The 24,461-nt window shown below is 33.8% G+C and carries 14 protein-coding genes; 9 read left to right on the top strand and 5 right to left on the bottom strand.

Annotated elements, in window-relative coordinates:
• Positions 1–99: 99 nt before the first annotated feature.
• The 5 genes from ACFDSN_RS07370 to ACFDSN_RS07350 form a co-directional block, all read right to left on the bottom strand.
• The gene (locus ACFDSN_RS07370; protein WP_375239202.1) at positions 100–2,883 is read right to left on the bottom strand and encodes an alpha-amylase family glycosyl hydrolase; all 2,784 of its coding nucleotides are present in this window, start codon (positions 2,881–2,883) and stop codon (positions 100–102) included.
• A 66-nt stretch (positions 2,884–2,949) separates the two neighbouring features.
• Positions 2,950–4,626, bottom strand: coding sequence for a SusE domain-containing protein (locus ACFDSN_RS07365; RefSeq protein ID WP_375239201.1), 1,677 nt, complete (start codon positions 4,624–4,626; stop codon positions 2,950–2,952).
• Between the two features lie 24 nt (positions 4,627–4,650).
• The gene (locus ACFDSN_RS07360; protein ID WP_271486068.1) at positions 4,651–5,751 is read right to left on the bottom strand and encodes a SusE domain-containing protein; all 1,101 of its coding nucleotides are present in this window, start codon (positions 5,749–5,751) and stop codon (positions 4,651–4,653) included.
• A gap of 20 nt (positions 5,752–5,771) precedes the next feature.
• Positions 5,772–7,379, bottom strand: a complete 1,608-nt coding sequence (locus ACFDSN_RS07355) for a RagB/SusD family nutrient uptake outer membrane protein (protein ID WP_375239200.1) — start codon at positions 7,377–7,379, stop codon at positions 5,772–5,774.
• Positions 7,380–7,385: 6 nt separating this feature from the next.
• Positions 7,386–10,328: a SusC/RagA family TonB-linked outer membrane protein gene (locus ACFDSN_RS07350; protein WP_375239199.1), complete on the bottom strand. Its 2,943-nt coding sequence runs from the start codon at positions 10,326–10,328 to the stop codon at positions 7,386–7,388.
• Positions 10,329–10,524: 196 nt separating this feature from the next.
• Here ACFDSN_RS07350 and ACFDSN_RS07345 point away from each other — a divergent pair, with 196 nt between their 5' ends.
• The 9 genes from ACFDSN_RS07345 to ACFDSN_RS07305 all read left to right on the top strand — a co-directional run bounded on the left by ACFDSN_RS07345 (position 10,525) and on the right by ACFDSN_RS07305 (position 24,447).
• Positions 10,525–11,547 (top strand): LacI family DNA-binding transcriptional regulator, encoded by a 1,023-nt coding sequence (locus ACFDSN_RS07345; protein ID WP_375239198.1) that lies wholly within the window; start codon positions 10,525–10,527, stop codon positions 11,545–11,547.
• Between the two features lie 146 nt (positions 11,548–11,693).
• Positions 11,694–13,070: an MFS transporter gene (locus tag ACFDSN_RS07340; RefSeq protein WP_375239197.1), complete on the top strand. Its 1,377-nt coding sequence runs from the start codon at positions 11,694–11,696 to the stop codon at positions 13,068–13,070.
• Complete coding sequence (gene pgmB, locus ACFDSN_RS07335) at positions 13,071–13,727, top strand: beta-phosphoglucomutase (RefSeq protein WP_375239196.1); 657 nt, start codon at positions 13,071–13,073, stop codon at positions 13,725–13,727.
• 33 nt (positions 13,728–13,760) lie between these two features.
• The gene (locus ACFDSN_RS07330; protein ID WP_375239195.1) at positions 13,761–16,067 is read left to right on the top strand and encodes a glycoside hydrolase family 65 protein; all 2,307 of its coding nucleotides are present in this window, start codon (positions 13,761–13,763) and stop codon (positions 16,065–16,067) included.
• Between the two features lie 10 nt (positions 16,068–16,077).
• Positions 16,078–18,033 carry a glycoside hydrolase family 13 protein gene (locus tag ACFDSN_RS07325; protein ID WP_375239194.1) on the top strand — a complete coding sequence of 652 codons (1,956 nt, stop codon included), beginning with the start codon at positions 16,078–16,080 and terminating at the stop codon, positions 18,031–18,033.
• A gap of 2 nt (positions 18,034–18,035) precedes the next feature.
• A complete protein-coding gene (locus tag ACFDSN_RS07320) occupies positions 18,036–18,992 on the top strand; it encodes an alpha/beta hydrolase (protein ID WP_375239193.1) in 957 nt (318 codons plus the stop codon).
• On the top strand, positions 18,992–21,376 hold the full coding sequence (locus ACFDSN_RS07315; RefSeq protein WP_375239192.1) for a TIM-barrel domain-containing protein: 2,385 nt from the start codon (positions 18,992–18,994) through the stop codon (positions 21,374–21,376). The genes ACFDSN_RS07320 and ACFDSN_RS07315 overlap by 1 nt, the downstream gene beginning before the upstream one ends.
• Positions 21,377–21,382: 6 nt before the next feature.
• The gene (locus tag ACFDSN_RS07310) at positions 21,383–22,783 is read left to right on the top strand and encodes an alpha-amylase family glycosyl hydrolase (protein ID WP_375239191.1); all 1,401 of its coding nucleotides are present in this window, start codon (positions 21,383–21,385) and stop codon (positions 22,781–22,783) included.
• Between the two features lie 2 nt (positions 22,784–22,785).
• Complete coding sequence (locus ACFDSN_RS07305) at positions 22,786–24,447, top strand: alpha-amylase family glycosyl hydrolase (RefSeq protein WP_375239190.1); 1,662 nt, start codon at positions 22,786–22,788, stop codon at positions 24,445–24,447.
• The last annotated feature ends 14 nt before the right edge of the window (positions 24,448–24,461 follow it).

Below are 24,461 nucleotides of genomic sequence, written 5' to 3'. Positions count from 1 at the left end.
GAAATCAAACGAAATAACAAGGATTTAAACCTGCGGAGCAACCTCTCGAGCAACCTGTATTCTTGCCATATATTAGCTTAGATCATTTAATTTTTTTAGTTACTCAATCATAATTTTACTGAATACAGATGTTGCATTGTGTTGTATTTTTAAGAGGTATAATCCAGGGAGTATGTTTTTAATATCAAAAGTATGCCCTTTGTTAAAATTACCTTTAAATTCCATTATTTTTTTACCGTTGAGGTCAAAAACGATAATGTTGTTACTAGCTGTATTCAGTTTAAAAAAATCATCTGCAATGTTAGGATACACTATTGTTTTGAAATTATTTGACCCTAAATCGTTCATAGCTAGGGTTTCTGGATTGTTTGCATACATTTTATAAGATCCTGGTTGTAATGTAATTGTGTTAGATACATTAGTTACATTTAATACTGCATTGTCTTCTAAAATACTGTACCAATTCCCTACTTGTTGAAAATTAGGTGTAATATCTTGTACGGTTACTCCGAAGTTTCCAATAATTGTGATGTATTTGATATCTGTTGCTGTTTCATCTGTTAAGTGAATACTCTTTAATCCATTTGTATTGGCAACATCTAAGGTAAAGTTAGACGTTTCAAAAATTTCATAGTTTAATTTTAATTGAATTAATTTTGAATACGTATCATACAAATCTTTTCGATCTTGTTCTTCAAAATAATCCCAAAGAATGGGCTTGTTTCCAACACGGCCGTTGAAATCAATGCTATAATCATAGCCCAATTCGCCAAATTGCCAAATCATTTTTGGTCCGGGTACCGTAATATAAAAAGCACTTGCCAATTCAATTCGATCCAAAGCGGTTGGTAAATTCTGGATGTCATAGCTCCCACTTGAATTTCCATATTGTAAGTTTTTATACATCAAACGCTCTTCGTCATGACTTTCCATATAACTTACGTTTGCGGGTACAGACCACCCTCTGTTTTTATAGGAAATCCAAGAAAAATCACTATTATTACTAAAGCCCATTGTTGCTTGGTTGTAGTTTGAGTTGTGATTTCCCCATACCATGATTCCTTTTTCTTCTGAAAGACGGTAGTTGACCCACTGTGTTTCTTCGTTATTGGTACCTAAATGTTCAAAAATGATGTAGAAGTCAGGATCTGAATTCCACTGAATATCTGCATATTCTTTTAAAACATCAATCCGATCTTGTTGATAGTTGTTTGTGCAACTGTCATCATTTGAGCTACAGTTTTGTGTAAATCCTTTAGTTAAATCCCATCGAAATCCATCTATTTTATATTCTTGTATCCAGTATTCGGTAACTCTTTTTACATAGTCTTTTGTTGCTTGTTGGCTATGGTTGAAATCGTTAAAAACACTATATGAATGGGTCGCTGTTTCATTAAAAAAGGGACTATCAGCACTTGCTTGACCTCCATAATTGCCATTGTCTGTGTTCCACATTCTGTAATATGGGTTTTGCCCACTTGCGTGGTTGAATGCAACATCAACAATAATGGCAATACCTCTTGCATGGCATTCATCAATTAAGCCCTTAAAAGCCTCTTTTGTGCCGTAGTATTTGTCCAATGCCATATGGAAGGAAGGGTTATATCCCCAAGATTCATTTCCATCAAATTCCATTAAGGGCATAAATTCAATAGCATTAATTCCTAAATTTTGTAGGTAATCTAACCGTTCTTTTACAGCATCAAAACTATGCAACACATCAAAATCTCGAATTAATAGTTCGTAAATGACTAAATCTGTTTTTTTTGGTTTTGTAAAATCTGTTATTTGCCAATCATATTCCGTTTCTCCGGTTTTTAATAAGGTAACAGAATGGTTGGTTTTTCCAGATGGGTATACAGGTAAATCGGGGTAGGTAGTATTATTTATATATTGATCATTTGTTTCTGTTAAAATGATTGTAGAATAGGGGTCTGCAATCCTTATTACTCCCTCAATTAAATATTGATAGGTATGGTTTTGTAGGGAAGTTAATCCTGTTAGTTCAATCCAGAAACGATCTGTTGTAGTGTCTTTACTGAGTAAATAGGCATTGTCAATTTCCCAGTTATTGAAATCACCAATCACATGTATAAAATCTTTACCAGGAGCATATATTACTAAGGTTGCTTTTGTAGCATCAGTTGTATTGAAGTTGATTCCATCTTTCAATCCAGTAGGAACCGAAGCTTCTGTAACTGTGGGTCTAACGACAGCCTGAAATGTTTGTGTTTGTGTTTCCCCATTATTAGTAGCTTCTAATATAAAATTGGTGTTTTCTGTAATCGTTGGCGTATAGGTATAGTCGATTATATCGTTCTGTTGGTCAACACTCGTACCATTCGCTTTTAGGCTATAATTTGCAATTAAAGAAGTGGATGCCGTTATTGGCAGTGTTTCTCCAGAATTTAAAACGGTGATTGTATTTGTTGGCGCGACTAGGGTTAATTGAAACGATCCGACGGCAAAAATAAAATCCTCACATCCATTGTCTTTTAATTCTTGCGCACCTGTTTCATTTCTGAAAACGAAACCCAATCGAGTAATATTGTCAGCTTCTGTATCTGTTAAACCAAAATAGGTTTTTGGTACAAAGGTAATTTCCCATCTACTGTTTGCGGCATTAAAGGTCATTTCACCCACACCGTCATCTTGCCCCCAGTTACCAACTACACTTGTTCCAAAAGCGTCCGTTTCGTTACCAACCCCAGCATGTAAATATACTTTTGAAGGAGTACTAAATCCATTACAATCCGTAGCTGAACTATTTGCATCTAGACGAATTGTAATGGACTCGGTAACTTCAAAAATAGCGGGCGTAATGGTTACTTGGCCATACGTTATGGAGGCTATAAATAAAAGGAGGGAGGTAATTTTTTTCATATTATTATTTAAATAAAAGATCAAAGGCTATCGTTTTGGGATAGCCTTTGTAAAATTTTAAAGAAATTAATTTATAGTATAAGTTGGATTTGATGGATCAGAAAAATCGAGCATGAAGGAATAGGTTCCTGCGGTGGCAAGAATGTTTGCACCACCATTGTCTAAAGTTCCATCGTTTCCATCATCGCCATAATTGGTTCCCCAATCATTATTTGCTCTAAATTTATATTCACCATCTATGAGTGTAACATCGTTTAAAATCCAAATATCATCAAATGGTCTAGACCAATCTCTAGAAAATTGTGCATCTGGAGTTGCACCCCAGTTGTTATAGGCTCCACCAACGAGTCCCCAAACATTTGTTATTGGTTCTAAGGTATATTCTAAATTGTTTAAATCTACCGTCGCAATATAAATTCCTGCTGATACAATAATATTAGAACTTCCTGATTCTAGTGTTCCATCGGCACCATCATCTCCATAATTGGTTCCCCAATCGTTGTTCATTCTAAATTTCATTTCACCATCAATTAAGGTAACAATACCTCTAAAAACATCTGAATACTGATCGTACTCTAATTTGAAATCTGGAGTTGCGCCCCAGTTATTATAGGCGCCACCAACAATTCCTAAAGAAAAAACTTCTTTAGTATATTTATTATTATTTAGATCTAAAGTAATTTTGAATGATCCAGCTGTTGTTGTAAAGTTTCCTCCACCCGATGAAACATCATCTGCAGCACTTCCAGAACCTAAATTGTTAGCCCAATCATTATTTTCTCTAAACTTCCACTCTCCGTCAGTTAAATTTACATAGGCAACAAAAACACCGTCTGTATCTGTTGTAAACATTGGTAAATCTGGAGTTGCTCCCCAGTCATTTGCAGCAGAACCAACAATTCCCCAAGTAGAAGATAAATCTAATACGGTTAAATAGGTAGTTACATTTATGCTTGTCGTAAGGGTTGTTCTCTCTAAAACACTGCTTGTTGCAGCATCTAAAATGACAGCGCGAACTCTTAATTCTAAATCTCCTGAAGTGTCTACAGGAATTCCAGACTGAATGGCAACATTATTTAACTGTGCATTTGTAAGAACAATTGAGTTCATATTACGAACGTTACCACCTTCAATTGGCATTGCAAAACTAGTGTTTGGCGCTGCAAATTCTAAGTAATAATCAATATCGATGTTTAATGTAGAATTGGCAATTGGATCATCCCATGTAATCGTAATTGCATCTAGATCGTTATTTGTAATTGACAATTGAAAAGCATCTCCATCGGCAACACTCGTAATTACAGGTGCATTTACTGGATACGTAGTCACTAAAAACAGGATATCATTACTAACAACACTTCCTGCATTTACTCTCATATAAATTGCAATGTCTCTAAAAGAAGTGACACCGGTATCTGTAATTGCCTGATTAAAATCGACAACACTCATCGAGAAATTATCTTTATTTGTGGTGCCTAATGCAATTGGAGTCGTGAATTCTTTATCCGTAGACATTTCTACAGTATAGTTGGTACTTCCTGTAACTTCATCGATCCAAGAAATTGTAAAAGCAGGATTGCTTGGGAGTGCAAAGTTTAAAAACACGTTACTTATCCCTGGAGAATTTAAAACAAATTTTGCTTCTGGTGTTACAATATTTAAGCTCTCTTCTGCATCACAGGCTCCTAATAAAAGGGTTAGTGAAAGAAATAAGTAGCTTATTTTTTTAAAGTATGATTTCATTTTTTTATCTTTTTAGTTCGTTTATTATAAATTTAAAGGGATAAAGATGTAACGACCTGTTAAATCATTAAACCATACATCATAATCATCTTCCACAATTATTGGAACTGCACTACCTCCATCGGTAGCAACACCCGAGAATGATGTTGAACCACCCCAAGACGAATTGCTGTCGGTTACAAAAGAAAGTTCTCCTGGTATTAATCTAACCGCGGTTGCATACCAAATATGACCGTCAAAACTTAAGGGACTCATCGAGATATTTGCCGAGCTAGAACCTTGCAACGTTAATGATGCCGGACTTACAGCACCAGAAGCATCAAAAGATTCAAAAGTAAATGTATTGCTTGCAAAATTTATCTTAAAAGTATGAAAACCAGCAGGTATACCATTTCCACCACCATATGGGAATCTTTCAGGATCTGTTCCGCCACCAGGGTTATTCCCTACAGTTGCACCATCATCTGTTCCAAATTGTGGTTGCCAAAGTCCTTTTGTTTCGAGTACTTTAAAGTGTCCATTTTCTGCCCAAAACCCAGTATAATAAAATACATTACTATCGGTTGGATCTCTAAAAAGAGCAGGATTGTTATTGTTATTATTCCAACCTGGTGCAGTTGCATCTCCAACTAAATAATAATCAGAAAACACATAATTATAGAATGGATATACTTCAAACTGAATTGTATTTGATGGAATTGGTAATCCGTTCTGAGATCCTATTGACGATACAACTCTAACATAAAGAGTTGCCCATTCAAATGGATTCAAACCTGAATTCCCTGCAGCTGCATTAATTTCATTAACAGACAATGTAATTGATGTTTGTCCTGTGATTGATGAAGCTACAACGGGCGCCGTAAAATCAACATCACTTGCAAATTCAATTGAATAGTTAATAGATGTTTGCTGCTCGTAGTTTGCAGATTGCCAATTTAACGTTACCGCTGGATTACTTGTATTCACAGCATCTAACTCTATCATTGTAAAGTTTAAATCTGCTAAAACTGCTGCATTAGGATTTGCAGATACATTAAATAGTTCAGATGAATCATCACACGAAGCGAAGATTAATAAGACCAAACCAATAATGCTGGCTATTGAAATATGTTTAATTTTTTTCATCTTTTATAATTTATATTGATTTAGTAACCAGGGTTTTGAGTTAAATTCGGATTTGTTGATAAACTTGCAGCTGGTATCGGATATAATTTCATGTGATCTGGTAAAGAAATACCATTGCTACCATTTCCTTTCCAAGCCCAATTATAAGATCCACCTGTATATTTTCCAAAACGAATTAAATCTTGTCTTCTATGTGCTTCCCAGTGCAATTCACGAGATCTTTCATCTAAAATAAAATCGAGTGTTAAATCACCACTTTGAATTGCTTGTGGATTGTTTGCTCTTGATCGTAATTGATTTACATACGCTAGCGCATTAATTTGTGTCGCATTTGAAGCGCCTCTTAATTGCGCTTCTGCATACATTAAATACACATCTCCTAATCTAAATAAAGGGAAATCAGTATTTACAAAAGTTTGATCTGGACCATACCCACCGATCGATAAAGCATTTGAATATTTTTGAATAATATATCCTTGATCTTTATCAGAAATATCTGTTATTTCTTTGGATCTACCTTCTGAAATAATCGTATTCCTTGTGTCTGTATCAAAAATACTGTTTTCAAACAAATTCACAAACTGTTTTCTAACTCTAAGGGCTCCACCCCAGCCACCTGCACCAACACCAACTTCGGCACCGTTTGCTTCTATACTTCCAACAGAACCATTAATGATAACAGTAGTAGGTCCATAGTTTTGAGTATTAATACCATCAGAAATTAAAGGAAATATAATCTCATTTCTTGCAGCATTTGTATTGTTATCTGCCATGAAATTTAATAAATAATCTGGCGCTAATGAATAACCACCATTTATTATTTTATTTAACTCTGTAACACATTCATCATATTTACTTTGTCCAATGTAAACATCTGCATTTAAATAAATTTTAGACAAAATCATCGCTGCAACTGCTTTGTCTGCTCTCCCGTGTTCATTGGTCATTGGATCAGATAAATCAGACTCTATTGCTTTCAATTCAGATTCTATAAATTCAAATAATTGCACTCTATTATAAGCTAATGGTTGTGCATTTATTGCATCTAATTCTGTGGCAAAATTTGCTTGACCAAATAAATCCATCATATAGTAGTAAGATAAAGCTCTAAGCAAACGTGCTTCTGCTCTATAGGCTACAATCTCTGTTCTTACAACATCTGAAACATTTCTTTCCGTTAATTTAGCATCTGTAGTTTCTCTTAAGAAATTATTTGCAAAAGCTATTGTTACATGGCTTCTACCAAACATCCCTAAAATAATAGGGTCATCTGCACTCCAAAGGTTACGTTGAATTTCTCTTGTACCAGGATCATTCTCATAAGACCAAATCATTTGATCTGCTGATAATGTTTGTAAGTATAAGAGTACACGGCCAAATTGACTTGTACCTGCATCTAAACCTTCAATATTTGAAGATCCTGGACCATCGATACCAGTTAAAGATAGGTTTCCATAGACACCTGCTAATAATTGCTTGTATGAGCTTTCGTTTGCGAAAAATTCATCACCTAACAAATCTTGATCATCCTGTGGTGTAATGTCTAACTCGTTAGTACAAGAAGAAAATGCGATAAAGAACACAAAAAGGATGGTAGATATTCTTTCTATTTTTAATATTTTTTTCATAATAAATTAAAATTTAATGTTTGCTCCTACCAAAAATGTTCTTGGTCTTGGATAAATTGTATTATCAATACCGTTAAAAACTTCAGGATCTAGTCCTGTATAGTTTGTAAGTGTAAATACATTTTGCATTCCAGCCCATACTCTAATACTATTAAAATCAAATTTATTTATGGGGTTGATCTTGTCAAAAGTATATCCTAATGTAATGTTGTCCATTTTTAAGAACGAAGCATTTTCTAAATAAATATCTGATAAAATAACATCAGCAGTTCTTAAAAAGTTGGTATTGCTTACAGAAGTAGGAATGTTTCCTAAAACCGATTGATCTAAAATTAAACTATATTGTGCTAAAGAAGAATTCACATTATTGTAAACATAGTTTCCAATGTTTGCTCTTAAGTTAAATGCAAAATCAAAATTCTTATAATTTAAACTCGATTGAAACCCTAAAGAAACATCTGCTTGTGGATTTTCTTTTAGGTACCTGTCTTGAGAATTTAAAATACCGTCTCCATTTATATCTGCATAAGCACCTTCAATTGGCATTCCCGCAGTGTCATACAATTGCTTGTACACATAAAATGAGTTTGGAGCAAAACCTTCACTATAAAGTTGAATGAAATTTCCAGTTCCTCCAGAAATACCTCCTGTTGTAATGTCTTGGTTTAGGGCTAATTCTTTAATTTCTTTATCTAAGTAGGTTGCATTAAAATTAAGGTTCCATTCTAGGTCTTCTGTTTTAATAACATCTGCATTTACAGTAAACTCTAATCCATTTACTTGTAGGTCTCCAATGTTTTGCAAAACTCTATTTGTAAAATTACTACCATCTGCTACTGGAGCATTGGATAATAAGTCTGTAGAATTTTTTTGAAATGCATTGATAGATCCCGTGATTTTGTCATTAAACAAACCATAATCGAGTCCAAATTCTACTGTTGCTGTATTCTCCCATTTCAGATTACTACGTTCTGTAGGAATGGTAGATTGAATTGGTGTTCCATCAAAAATATATTGAGAATTTTGATTTCCAAAACGATACCTGTCTAAATATAAATCTCCTGCAATTCCGTCTTGTTGTCCATTCACACCATAACTTGCTCTTAATTTCAAATTAGAAATTAAATCACTGTTTTTTAGAAATTCTTCATCACTTATATTCCAAGCAACTGCGGCACCTCCAAAGTTACCCCATCTATTTTCAGGTCCAAAACGAGAAGTTCCGTCTTTTCTAAAATTAAGTGTAAGTAAATACTTTTCATTAAAAGTAAAATTTGCTCTTGCTAAAAACCCAATTAAGACAACAGGTGTTGCATTATAAGAAGTAGCTCCTTGATCGGATGGATTTCGTGTATTTCCTGTAGAGTTTCCAGAACCATTAAAAGTTTGGTAAGAATACCCTGCAGTAATGTCTGTTTTTACTTTTCCAAAAGTATTTACATAATTAAGGTAGCCATCTAAAGACTCGTTAAGCACCTCACTTGTAAATCCTGAATCATTTCCAACATACAAGCTATTAAAACTTGCGGGTCCTTCTATTGAACTCATGCTAGTTCCTTTTCCTGTAGATTTGTCAAAACCAACATTTACAGTAGCCGTCAATTCTGGTAAGAAATGAAATTTATAATCTACTTTTAAATTTCCATATTGTCTAAAAACATCTGAATTGTTATTATTTTGCAATAGTGCTGCAACCGGGTTGGTTCCTCCATTAGACAGAATTACATTCCCTTGAGCGTCTCTTGTGTAGTGTTGGTAAAAACCTCCAAAAGGAGAAGAAGCATCATAAACAGGTTGTGTTGGGTCGTAACGAAGTGCCGCTCCTACTTGTCCAGCGTCAGCAAAACGATTGTCTTCAAAGGCTCTGTTGTAATTTAAGTTCACTTTTAAGTGATCATCAAAAAAACTTGGATTCATAGATAAGGCTACTGTAGCTCTATCATATTTTGAAGTAAGAATATTTCCTTCAATAGCAGCAAACCCAATCGATAATCGTGTTGGTATTTTTTTGAAAACCTGACCTCTTATAGTGATATTATGCTGTGTTGAAACAGATTTTTGATAAATCTCATCTTGCCAGTTTGTATTGGCACTACCCAATAAGCTTGTAGGAATCATGGAGCCCGTAATTGGCTGAGAATTTACCAAACTTCGAAAGCTTTCTGCGTTGTACATACTTACTCTATCTGTAATTTCACCAAAACCCATTTGATAATCATAGTCCAAAGAATATTCGCTTCTTCCTTTTTTGGTTGAAATAATAATAACACCGTTTGCACCTCTAGAGCCATAAATGGCCGTTGCAGAAGCATCTTTTAAAACAGAGAAAGATTCAATATCATTTGGATTTATACTCGCTAGCACCCCTCTAGATCCTCCTGCAGTTCCTGACATTGGTAGTCCGTCAATAACAATTAGTGGATCATTTGATGCGTTAAGAGAAGACCCTCCTCTAATTCTAATTTGAGATCCTGAACCTGGAGCACCGCTTGTGATGATGTTTACACCAGCAACACGACCACTTAAAAGGTTCTCGGGAGTTACAATATTTCCTTTCGTAAAATCTTTTGCTGTAATAGATTCTACAGAACCTGTAGCGTCTTTAACAGTAGTAGTACCATATCCAATAACAATAATTTCATCTAGTTGTTCAGAAGATTGGATTAATTCTACAAGAAGGTCTAAGGTTTCACCAATAGTAACCTCTTTTTCTGAATATCCTAGAGACCTAAAGACTAAAACATCTCCAGATTTTACATTCGAAATTTGAAACCTTCCATCAAAATCTGTTTCAGATCCATTTGAAGTGCCTTTTATAATGACACTAACTCCAGGCAAAGTATCACCCGTCGTTTTTTCTTTAACAACACCCTTTACTGTTTGTTGTGCAAACATTGTAAAAGTAGTGCTCAAAAGAAGACCAATCACTAATAGTTTAATTTTATTCATATTTGTTTTATTAAATAATAACTGTAAATTTGAGTTGTGATAACAATAAACTTACATCCCACAGGATAAATGTAGTATGTTTCTTTTAAAAACCAATCATTATTCATTTTACGAAACCGATTTCGTGTTGACAACTTTCGTGTTTATTTTTATATATTCACATAAAACACACAATAAATCCTCATTTTTGTAAAATATGAAGCAAAAAATTACAATTAAAACAATTGCAATGGAACTAGGGGTCTCAACATCTACAGTTTCAAAAGCGCTAAGAGATAGTCATGAAATTAGTATCGACACTAAAGACAAGATTAAAGCTTATGCGGCAATGTTTAATTATAAACCAAATAGTTTAGCGCTACAGCTAAGGAATCAAAAAACCAAACTTATTGGTGTAATCCTTCCAAGGATCGTTCATCATTTTTTCTCAACGGTAATTAAAGGAATCGAACAAGGAGCGAGTGAGAAAGGCTACCATATTATGGTTTGTTTTTCGAATGAGTCCTACAAGAAAGAAGTAGAGAATTTGAAAGTACTTTCTAATGGAAGTGTTGATGGACTTATCGTTTCCATTGCAAAAGAAACCCTAGAATCAAAAGATTTTACACATTTCAAAGATTTGGTCAATGAAGAAATTCCATTAGTCCTTTTTGATCGTGTTGTAGATGAAGTTTTATGTGATAAAGTAGTGGTAGATGATGTGGGTGCAGGTTACAAAGCAACGAAGTATTTATTGAACCAAAACAGTCTTAAAATCGCTTTAATTACTACGCCAGAACATATAAATGTAGGTACTTTAAGAAGACAGGGTTATGAAAAAGCACTTTCTGAAAAAGGAATATCAGTCAATAAAAAATTGATCATTGAAATTGAAGAAAAAGAAAATATTAAAGCACAAATAGAACGTGTATTTGATCAAGATATTGATGCTGTCTTTGCTGTAAATGAAATTTATGCAGCAACTGCTATGAGAATCGCAAAAGAAAAAGGATATAAAGTTCCGCAAGAATTCTCTGTAATTGGTTTTACAGACGGTTTAATCTCAGAATATTCATCACCATCAATTACCACAATTGCACAGCATGGTCTTGAAATGGGGAAACAAGCTGTAGAGGTTTTAATTGAGCGGATAGAAAAAGAAGCTGAGGTATACGAGCCAAAGAAAATTGTAATATCTAGCAATCTTAAATTAAGAGAGTCTACGAAACCGTCGTCGTAGAAAAAAAAAGTTTCTTTATGGTTTTTCACAAAAATTTATAACTTTACAACTTTAATAATCGATTTATCAATAAATTACATTCCACAAAATTTATTAGTTGATAAGTCTAAAAGCTTATCGTAATATTAATTTAATATTTTACGATAATGAATAAGCAGAAATTAAGTTTCTTGCAAATCTGGAACATGAGTTTCGGGTTTTTAGGAATACAATTTGGGATGGCCTTAACTGGCGGTTTTATGTCTCGAATTTTCCAAACACTAGGTGCAGAAATTGATGACATTCCAATTCTTTGGATAGCAGCTCCACTAACAGGTCTTATTGTTCAGCCAATTATTGGCTACATGAGTGACCGAACCTGGAGTACAAGGTGGGGGAGAAGACGCCCTTATTTTTTAATAGGTGCTATTCTAAGTTCATTGGCGTTAATTGCAATGCCTCATTCACCAACGCTTTGGGTTGCTGCAGGTTTTCTATGGATTTTAGATGCTTCTATCAATATATCTATGGAGCCGTTTAGAGCTTTAGTTGCCGATAAATTACCAAATTCTCAAAGATCTTACGGTTTTGTAATTCAAACACTTATTATTGGTGTTGGTACTTGGGTTGCCAGTAGTTTACCTTGGATGGTTTCACAGTTTGGAGTTAGCGATTCTGCTGAATCAGGAATCGTTCCTATGTCAGTAAAAGTTGCTTTTGCAATTGGTGCAGTTGTCTTTTTAGTAAGTATTTTTTATACTGTATTTACGACAAAAGAATATCCGCCAGAAGATATGGAAGCTTTCGAAAAAGAAAAAGCAGAAAAAAACCGTTTTGTTTCAGATATTTTAGAAAACATTAAAAATATGCCAACCGTTATGAAAAAGTTGGGTTTAGTTCAGTTTTTTAGCTGGTTTGCTTTTTTTACAATGTGGAGTATGGCAAACCCTGCTTTAACAGAACACGTTTTTAAAACTCCCGCTCCCATAGAAAAAGAGTATGTAATGACTGATGCGATCCAAAAAGCTGCATTTGATGTTAAAAATACTGCATTTCAAAAATCTTCTAATGAAGTTGGTTCTTATATGGGTATCTATGGATTGTCTTCTATGGCATTTGCATTAGTCCTGGTTTTATATACAAGAACAAGACGCATCAATAGAAAACATGTTCATATGGGATCTTTAATCTTAGGTGGACTCGGTTTTATATCAATGTATTTAATTCCATCACCAGAATATTTAGCCTTATCATTTACGTTAGTTGGTTTTGCTTGGGGGAGTGTTTTATCAATGCCGTATGCGATGTTATCAAGTTCCGTAGATCCAAAGAAGATGGGTGTGATCATGGGTGTTTTCAATATGTTTATTGTAATACCGCAAATTATTGCTGCGCTTGGAGGTATTAATTTTATTACAGGTCTTTTAGGCAAACAAACAATTAACGCGATGATTGTAGCAGGTTTAAGTTTAATAATTGCAGGTTTTTGCAATCTACTTATTACCGAAAAAAATGCAATTACATTTCAAGAGGATACCATATAAATGAAAAAAAGAGGATATATATTTGATCTAGATGGTGTTATTGTAGACACAGCTAAATACCATTTTTTGGCATGGAAAAAATTAGCCAATTCTATTGGTATCGATTTTTCTCAAGAACAAAACGAACAACTCAAAGGAGTAAGTAGAGTAAAGTCTTTAGAGAAAATTTTAGCTTGGGGAAATAAAACAATTTCAGCAGCTCATTTTACACGTCTAATGACTTCTAAGAATTATGATTATTTACTTCATGTACATGAAATGAGTGAAAGTGAAATTTTACCCGATGTCATAAAAATATTAAACTTTCTAGGTAACGAAAGTCAACCTGTAGCATTAGGGTCTGCAAGTAAAAATGCAAGGCTAATTTTAAACAAAGTGAATTTAATTGATAAGTTTGAAGCCATTGTAGATGGTACAAACGTAAGCAAAGCAAAACCAGATCCCGAAGTGTTTTTAATCGCTGCAAAGCAGTTAGGAATGCCGCCAGAAGACTGTATTGTCTTTGAAGATTCTGTTGCAGGAGTTCAGGCAGCAAATTCAGCATATATGATTTCTGTTGGAATTGGAGATGCAAAAATATTACATGAAGCAGATTATATTTTTAGAGATTTCACAGAGATTTCTACAGATTTTTTAAAAGAGGTTAAGAAAAAATAAAATAAGCGAAAGCTTATTTAAATTATTAAGAGAATGAATCAAGATTATATAGTACCAAATAATTGGTCAATTATAGAAGAGGGATTTAATCCAGAAAGTGTAAAATCTTCAGAAAGCCTTTTCAGTATTGGAAACGGTGCTATGGGCCAACGTGCAAATTTTGAAGAATTTTATTCTGGACCCACTTTCCAAGGAAGTTATATTGCCGGAGTATACTATCCAGATAAAACCCGAGTTGGTTGGTGGAAAAATGGATACCCAGAATATTTTGCAAAAGTTTTGAATGCCCCAAATTGGATTGGTATTAATGTTTTTGTGAATGACGAGCAGATAGATTTATTTACCTGTACTACCATCGGAAATTTTAAACGTGAGTTGAACATGAAAGAAGGTTGGCTCTCAAGATCTTTTTTTGCAACACTTCAAAATGGCGTTCAAATTAAAGTAGAGAGCATACGTTTCTTAAGTTTAGACATTGATGAGGTAGGTGCAATAAAATATTCTGTTACACCGCTTAATTATGATGCAAAGATATCATTTACTCCATACCTAGATGCAGGAATTATGAATGAAGACACCAATTGGGATGATCAATTTTGGGATGTTTTAAATATTGTTCAAGAAGGGAAACAATCTTTTGTTGAAGCAAAAACGATGAAGACAAATTTCCATACATGTACCTTTATGGAATCTAAGTTGTTTTTAAACGACAAAGAAGTAGCGGTTAAATCTGTTGATTTTAAATCTGCTAGTTATGCGTCATCCAAATATGAGAAAAACATAAAACAAGGAGATTCATTTATCATTCATAAAATTGGAGGTTATACCGTTGATAGAAATCAAGATAGAAATGAATTGATCTCTTCAGCTAAAGAAGCATTAAAATTAGCAACAGACTTAGGTTTTGAGGGGCTGTTAGAAATGCAAAAAGAAGCCTGGGCAAAAATATGGAGTACATCAGACATTACCATAGAAGGAGACGTAAAAGCACAACAAGGAATCCGTTTTAATATTTTTCATTTAAATCAAACCTATTTAGGAAAAGACCCATTGTTAAATATTGGTCCTAAAGGATTTACTGGAGAAAAATACGGTGGAAGCACGTATTGGGATACAGAAGCATATTGTATTCCTTTTTATATGGCTACCAAAGACCAAAAAGTGGCAAGACGTTTATTAGAATACAGACACGCACATTTAGAAAAAGCAATTGAAAACGCTACAAAATTAGGGTTTACAAACGGTGCAGCATTGTATCCTATGGTAACGATGAATGGCGAAGAATGTCATAATGAATGGGAAATTACTTTCGAAGAAATTCATAGAAATGGAGCAATAGCATTCGCAATTTATAATTACCATCGGTACACAAACGATTATTCTTATATTCCAGAAAAAGGATTGGAAGTTTTAATTGGTATTGCTCGTTTTTGGCAGCAAAGAGCCACCTTTTCATCCGATAAAGAACAGTATATGATTTTGGGTGTTACAGGTCCCAATGAATACGAGAATAATATCAATAATAATTGGTATACAAATTACATTGCAAAATGGTGTATTAATTATGCTTTAGAAAATTTAGAAATTGTTAAAAATGACTACATTTCAGACTATTCAAGGATTATCGGAAAAGTAGATATTACAAATGAAGAACTCAAAAAATGGCGAGCAGTTGCAGATAATATGTATTTTCCATATTCAGAAAAAAACGATATTTATTTACAACAAGATGGTTTTTTAGACAAAGAATTGATAACCGTTTCAGAGTTAGATAGCAGTCAAAGACCCATCAATCAAAAATGGAGTTGGGATCGTATTTTACGTTCACCCTACATTAAACAAGCAGATGTTTTACAAGGTTTTTACCTTTTTGAAGACCATTTTACAACAGAAGAATTAGTCCGTCATTTCGATTTTTACGAACCACTTACAGTTCACGAAAGTTCGCTCTCCCCTTGTGTTCATAGTATTCAATCCGCAAAATTAGATCGAATTGAGCAAGCCTATACTTTTTACTTAAGAACATCTCGTTTAGATTTAGACGATTATAATCACGAAGTAGAAGAAGGTTTGCACATTACGTCAATGGCAGGAACTTGGATGAGCATTGTTGAAGGTTTTGGAGGTATGAGGATCCACAATAATAGGTTAACATTTGCGCCTAAAATCCCAAAAAGATGGAAAAATTATTCGTTTAAAGTCAACTTTAGAAACCAGGTTTTAAAAGTAAACATCAGTCATTCTGAAACAACTTTTGAATTAGATGGCTTGAATGATCTCAAAATAGTAGTCAATGGTGATTTTGTAAATGTTACTCCAAATGTTCTAAAAACAGTTTAAAAACAACGGTATGAAATTAGTTAAAGCACTTTTATGTCTCTTAATTTTTGGATTGATGTATTCTTGTGACAATAAAAAACAAGCTTTTGATTCTATAAAACCAGTGTCCAATAACTCTTTGGAACGAGTTGAGCCACCAAACTGGTTTATTGGTTTTAAAGATGTTTCATTACAACTTTTAGTAAAAGAGAAGGGTATAGGTAGTTTCAAGCCCTCTATTTCATATAAAGGTGTTGTTATCGAAAAAGTACACACTGCTAGAAGTAAAAACTACTTATTTATCGATTTAAAGATCGACAAAAGAACAGATCCTGGGAAATTTGATATTATTTTTACTTCTGAAAACGGAGATATAAAAGCACATACATATCAATTAAAAGCAAGAGAAAAACCTAGCGAAAACTACATTGGTTTTAACAGTTCAGATGTTTTATATTTAATAACTCCAGACAGGTTTGCAAACGCAGATGCAACAAACGATTTAGGTTTAGCAGTTTCAACGGCTAATGAAAACAGCGAATCTGTTCATTTTTTAAAAGAAAATAGCATTAATAGAAATGATGATTATGCACGTCATGGCGGGGATATAAAAGGAATTACAAGTCATTTAGAGTACATTGATAATATGGGCTTTACTGCTATTTGGTCTAGTCCATTATTAACCAATAATATGCCCAGTCAGTCATATCACGGCTATGCAATTACAGATTTATACGAAGTAGATCCACGTTATGGAACATTGGCAGATTATAGAGAATTGGCAGACAAATCGAGAGAAAAAGGCATTAAATTAATTATGGATCAAGTCGCAAACCATTGTGGTAGCGAACATTGGTGGATGAATGATTTACCATTTAATGATTGGCTAAATTTCCAAGAAAACTTTGAAAATAACGGAGCATTAATAACTTCAAATCATCTAAGAACTTCAAATCAAGATTTGTACGCTTCTAAAAGTGATAAAAAAGGAAACTCAGATGGTTGGTTTGTTGCCACAATGCCAGATTTAAACCAGAAAAACCCGTTCATGGCAAAATACATCATTCAAAATAGTATTTGGTGGATCGAAACTATCGGTTTAAGTGGTATTAGACAAGATACATACCCTTACCCAGACAAAGATTTTATGAGTAATTGGGCAGGAGCTATTATGGCAGAGTATCCAAATTTCTCTATTGTTGGTGAAGAATGGAGCTATAATCCGTTGTTAATAGGTTACTGGCAAAAAGGTGCAAATAATAGAGATGGATATGCTTCTAATTTAACTTCTACGATGGATTTTGCCATGCAAAGAAATGTAGTTGATGCCATTAATGAAAAAGAATCTTGGGATACGGGGTTGGTTAAAATGTATGAAGGCTTGGCCAATGATTTTCATTATGCAACACCAAAAGATATCATGATTTTTCCAGACAATCATGATATGAGCCGAATTTATACGCAATTAAATGGAGATTTAGAAAATACAAAAATGGCGCTTTCTTTCTATTTAATGATGCCTAGAATTCCTCAAATCTATTATGGAACAGAGATTCTAATGGATGACTTTGAGAAGCCAGGAGACCATGGTTTAATTCGTACAGATTTCCCTGGTGGATGGAAAGGTGATGCCGTAAATGCATTTACAGGAAAAGGCATAAAGGCCGATCAAAAAAACATGCAAATGTTCTTGAAAAAGGTGTTGAATTTTCGTAAAAACACCAAAGCCATTCACGAAGGGAAAACAATTCATTTTGCACCATATATGGGAACCTATCTATTGTTTAGAATTATAGATAAAGAAATTGTTGTGCTCATTTTAAATAAAAATGACAAACCAATTCATCTCGATTTAAAAAGATATTCTGAAATTGGTTTAGAGGGTAAAATATTAAAAAATGTCATATCTGGAGAAAAAATAACTTGGGATACAGGAATAAGTTTCACTAAAAGAGGCGTGACTTTATTAACGACAAAATTAAATTGATCATGAAAAAACATTTCATACTCTTTGTTTCGATTCTTTTGTTTTTACCAATAAAAGCGTTTGCACAAGAACGTTCTAAAATGACCGCTGTAGTTGTTGAAAATGCAGTATTAGCGAGTGGGAAGTTGATGCGTATTGTTCGTTTTCCATCAAAAAACATAGTGCCAAGACCTGTAGATGTATGGTTACCAGAAAATTATTCTGCTGAAAAAAAGTATGCAGTTTTGTACATGCATGATGGTCAGAACTTATTTGACGCAACGACTACCTGGAATCAGCAAGAATGGATGGTGGATGAGGTTGCTACCAAATTAATGGAAGAAAAAATTACAAAAGATTTTATTGTAATAGGAGTTCATAATATCCCGAAGATTCGTTTTTTAGATTTGTACCCACAGAAATCTTTTAATTATTTAGCAGAAGAGCAGTTAGATTCTATTAAAAAAAATGCGATTAAAAAAGGAATTACTTTAGAGAGTTTTTCTGGTGATGCCTACTTGAAATTTATTGTATATGAGTTAAAACCTTATATAGATAAAACTTACTCGGTTAAAACAGATAAAGAAAATACCGCAATTGCAGGTTCATCTATGGGCGGGTTAATGTCTTGGTATGCGATATCAGAATATCCAAAAATTTTTGGCGCAGCAGCTTGCCTATCCACCCATTGGGTAGGTTTAACTCCGTCACCAAAAAACCCTTTACCAGCAGCAATTTTTAAATATTTAGAAGAAAATGCACCAGATTCTAAATCGCATAAATTATATTTTGATTATGGGAATAAAACATTAGATCAATTGTATCCTCAATACGCACCAATTGTAGATAAACTTTTTTTAGGTAAAGGGTATGTTATTGGAGAAAACTATAAGAATTTATTTTTTGAAGGAACAGATCATTCAGAAAAATCATGGCAACAAAGATTAGATATTCCATTCACTTTTATTTTCAAAAATTGATGAAACATTTTAGACTTACATTCTTATTATTGATACTACCCGCATTTGTAATTGCACAAAATTCAAATAGAATTTTTGAGACAATGACAAATAAGAAAACCCACTTAGAAATTAAGGTCAATGATGGAGCTTATAAAATCAGATTATTTTCGAATAAAATAATTGAAACCTCATTTATACCCTCTGGAGAAGAGGATGTAAAGATTTCTCATGCAGTCGTTTTAAAATCCATTTTAATAGATAATCGTTTTCTAAAGGAAACTGCTAATTCGCTTGTTTTGAACACTGAAGGCATCTCTCTACAAATTCAAAAAAAACCATTTCAAATTTCATATTTCTATAAAGGCAATAAAATTACTTCAGAAAAAACAGGATATTCAAAAGATTCAATACATCAAAAAATACAATTAAATCTTACTAAGGAGGAAGTTTTGTATGGAGGAGGCGCAAGAGTTTTAGGTATGAATCGTAGAGGAAATCGCTTGCAACTTTATAATAGAGCGCATTATGGTTATGAGACCCGCTCTGAGTTAATGAATTTCACCTTGCCAATTGTATTGTCTTCAAAAATGTATATGCTTCATTTTGATAATGCACCCATTGGTTTTTTAGATTTAGATAGTAAAAAAGACAATTCTATAACCTACGAAACTATTTCTGGGCGTAAAACCTATCAGGTTATTGCGGGGGATTCTTGGATTGATCTAATCGATAGTTATACCAATTTAACAGGAAAACAACCTTTGCCTCCAAGATGGACTTTTGGTAATTTTTCTAGCAGATTTGGTTACCATTCACAAAAAGAAACAGAAACAACGATCGATAAATTTAAAGAAGACGAAATTCCTGTAGACGCAGTTATTTTAGATTTGTATTGGTTTGGAAAAGAAATCCAAGGCACTATGGGGAATTTAGAAGTGTATAAAGACTCTTTTCCAGACATGAAAGGGATGATTTCTAAATTTAATAAAAAGGGTATTAAAACGATTTTAATAACTGAGCCTTTTGTTTTAACAACTTCCAAAAAATGGGAGGAAGTAGCAGAAAAGAAAATATTAGGAAAGGATTCTATCGGCAACCCCTATAAATTTGATTTCTATTTTGGAAACACTGGGTTGATAGATATCTATAATCCTGAAGGAAAAAAATGGTTCTGGAATATTTATAGAGAACTAAGAAATATTGGAGTACAAGGAGTCTGGGGCGATTTAGGAGAGCCAGAAGTACATCCAAGTAGATTATTGCATGAAACAGGAACTGCAGATGAGGTGCATAATATTTATGGACATGATTGGGCACGTTTAATTTTTGAAGGCTACCAAAAAGATTTTCCAACCGAAAGACCTTTTATTCTAATGAGAGCAGGTGCTGCAGGTTCTCAGCGTTTTGGTATGATTCCTTGGTCTGGAGACGTAAATAGATCCTGGGGAGGCTTACAAAGTCAGCCCGAAATTGCCCTTCAAATGGGAATGCAAGGTTTGGGATATATGCATTCTGATTTAGGAGGTTTTGCAGGTGATAATTTAGATGATGAATTGTATACACGTTGGTTACAATATGGTGTTTTTCAGCCAGTTTTCAGACCTCATGCGCAAGAAGGTGTAGCGAGTGAACCAGTTTTTAGAAGTGATAAAGCAAGAGGATTTGCAAAAAAATCAATTGAGTTACGTTATAAATTATTACCATATAATTACAATTTAGCGTTCCAAAATAATCAGTTAGGAACTCCATTTATGCGTCCATTATTCTTTGAAGAATCTGAAAACAAAAGCTTACACTCAAATTCGAAGGCGTATTTATGGGGGAATGATTTTTTAATTTCACCAATTTTAAAACGAGGCATACAAACCCAAGATGTTTATTTTCCAAAAACTGCCACTTGGTTCAATTTTTATTCTGGTGAAAAAATTGCTGGTGGACAAACAAAAAACATAAAAGTATTAGAAAGTACTATTCCAACTTTTGTAAGGGCTGGTGCTTTTATCCCGATGGCAAGTGCTATGCAAAACACAGAAGATTATGATGCAAATTTCATTGAGTTGCATTATTATCATGATGCAGCTGTTTCAAAAAGTGAAAGACAATTGTATATCGATAACGGATTGCTTTCTAACGCTTTTGAGAAAGGAAATTATGAGTTGCTTCACTTTGGAGCATCATTTACCAAACGTTGTTTAGAAATAGATTTTGAAGCAAAATTTGGTGAAAATTGGAATCCAAAAAACAAAGACATTCAATTGGTCATTCATAATGTAGATTGGATTCCAAAGAAAATTAAAGTTGGAAGAAAAAGAGTACGATCTTCACCAAAACAAAAGATACTCAGAATTCCTTTAACTTGGAAAGTAGCTCGAAAATTAAAAGTAAAAATAACATATAACTAATTGATGATGAAAAAAACACTAATCCTATTCGTAATTGCTTTTATTATATTTTCTTGTAGTAAAGAACAAAAAGAACTTGTAAATTCAATTCCTCCAATTTCAAATGCAACTATAGAGTCTGCTGTTATTTACGAAGCAAATATTCGTCAGTATTCACCAGAAGGCACTTTTGATGAGTTTACAAAGGACATCCCTGAAATTAAAAAATTAGGTGTAAAAGTGATTTGGTTGATGCCAATTTTCCCTATATCAGAGACCAAAAGAAAAGCCACTGGTGGTGCAGATAGTAAGTTTGCTTCCGAATTTCCAAAAGAAGAACAAAGTAGATATTTAGGGAGTTATTACGCGGTATCAGATTTTACGAAGATCAATCCTGAATTTGGAGACATAGAAGATTTTAGAACCTTGGTGAGCACTGCACATGAACATGGAATTTATGTGATTTTAGATTGGGTGCCAAACCATACAGGTTGGGATCATACTTGGTTACAAACCAATCCAGAATTCTATACTCAAAATGAAAAAGGGGAGGTTGTTCATCCAAAAGATACCGATTGGACGGATACAGCAGATTTAAATTATGACAATCTTGCGATGAGAACTCAAATGATCGCAGATATGAAGTATTGGTTAAAAAATGAAAATATTGACGGTTTTCGATGTGATGTTGCGGGATCTGTACCTTTAGATTTTTGGCAAGATGCAATTCCTAAATTGAGAGCAGAAAAAGATATTTTTATGTTGGCAGAAGCTTGGGAACCAGCATTGCTAAAAGAAAGGCTTTTTGATATGGCTTATGCATGGGATGGACATCATTTGTTGAACAATTTGGCAAATGGTGAGAAAACCGTTAGCGATTTGAAAACATACATGCAAACTACCTATAAAGAGCGCTACGAAAAAGACGATATGTTAATGAACTTTGTGACCAATCATGATGAGAATTCTTGGAACGGAACCATTCAGGAACGTATGGGTATAAAGGCAGAAATGTTAACAGCCTTAAGTTATGTTCTCCCGGGAATGCCATTGATATATTCGGGGCAAGAATACGATTTAAATCATCGATTAAAGTTTTTTGAAAAAGATTCAATTCCCAAAACAAAAGGGAAAACATTTACTTTTTTAACTAAGTTAGGCGCTCTTAAAAATACAAATTCAGCCTTAAATGGAGGGAAAGAAAAAGCGATTTTTGAAGTTTTAAAGAGCGCTAAAGATGTGTTTGTTTTAAAAAGGGCGAAAGGGGATAAAACGCTCTTATATTTGGCTAATTTTTCGGATGCTACTTCTCAAGTAAAAGTAACTGAAAAAGGAGTTTTTAGAGATTTGATCTCAGAAGAAAAAATAAATTTAAATGGTGAAGCTTTACAAGTTGCACCTTTAACTTTTAAAATAATAATCAATTAGTGATGAGAAGTTTTTTTTTAATGATGAGTGTAGTAACTTTTATAAGCTGCAAAACCGCCACAGAAAAAGGAATCGTATTGACTAAAGCAACGAAGGAGTTTGTGTGGCAAGGCGCAAATATTTATTTTTTGCTAACTGACCGATTTAAGAATGCCGATCCATCAAACGATATTCAATTTAATAGAAAAGACGATGCTGCAAAACTAAGAGGTTTTAATGGAGGAGATTTTAAAGGAATTACAGAAAAAATTAAGGAAGGATATTTCACTAAATTAGGAATTAATGCTCTTTGGATAACGCCTGTTGTCGAGCAAATTCATGCAGGAACAGACGAAGGAACTGGCAAAAGTTATGGGTATCATGGGTATTGGACAAAAGATTGGACAGCCATAGATCCAAATTTTGGAACCAAAGAAGATTTGAAAGAATTGGTAGAAACAGCACATGAAAAGGGTATTAGAATTCTATTAGACGCTGTTATAAATCATACAGGTCCTGTGACAGATGAAGATCCGATTTGGCCAAAAAGTTGGGTAAGAACAGCGCCACAATGTACCTATTCAAATTATGAGCATACTGTTACGTGTACCTTAGTGAAAAACTTACCCGACATTAAAACCGAAAGCAATGAAAATGTAGTATTGCCACCGCAGTTGGTTTCAAAATGGAAAGCTGAAGGTAGGTATGAGCAAGAAGTAAAAGAGTTAGATGTTTTTTTTGCACGAACAGGGCATCCGAGAGCACCACGCTTTTATATCATGAAATGGCTCACAGATTATATTACTGAATATGGAATTGATGGATATCGCGTAGATACCGTAAAACACACAGAAGAATTTGTTTGGCAAGAATTTAGAGTCGAATGTGATTATGCTTTTGAGGAGTTTAAAAAAAACAATCCAGAAAAAGTATTGGATCAAAATGGTTTTTATTTGGTTGGAGAAGTATATAATTATGGGGTTTCATCTGGAAAAGCATTTGATTTTGGAGATAAGAAGGTAAATTATTACGACAGTGCGTTTAATAGTCTTCTAAACTTTGAAATTAAATGGGATGCAAAGAATTCTGACGTGACAACTGTTTTTAATAAATACGATACTATTTTAAATAGTGATTTAAAAGGTTATGGTATTTTAAATTATTTGTCCTCACATGACGATGGTCAACCCTTTGACATGACGCGTAAAAAACCATTTAAAACTGCCGAAATGTTATTGTTAACTCCGGGAACTTCTCAGGTGTATTATGGAGATGAATCTGCAAGAGAATTGATGGTTGAAGGAGCTTTGGGGGATGCAAACCTTCGTTCTTTGATGAATTGGAGTAGAATTAACGAAGATGTAACTACGAAATTGATTCTAGCACACTGGCAAAAAATTGGACAGTTTCGAGCAAATCATCCAGCAGTTGGAGCAGGGAAACAACAAGTAATTCCTACTGAGAATGGAGTTATTTTTTCAAGAGTTCGAAATGAAGATAAAGTAATTATTGGCTTGGAGTTGGAAAAAGGTGAAAAAGTAATTAAAGTTGCTCCCTTCTTTGAAAATAATGAAACTCTTAGAGATGCATATACCCAGCAAGTACTTCTTGTCAAAGACGGAAAAGTAACACTCAATTCTCCTGTAAATATTGTATTGCTAGAAAAAGCGGTTTTGTCGCATTAACTTCATCAAACATT

This window comes from Aurantibacter sp., from assembly GCF_042094015.1.
Taxonomy (GTDB): Bacteria; Bacteroidota; Bacteroidia; order Flavobacteriales; family Flavobacteriaceae; genus Aurantibacter.
The sequence above is the reverse complement of the archived record's forward strand: the minus strand, read 5'-3'. Positions and strand labels throughout refer to the sequence as shown.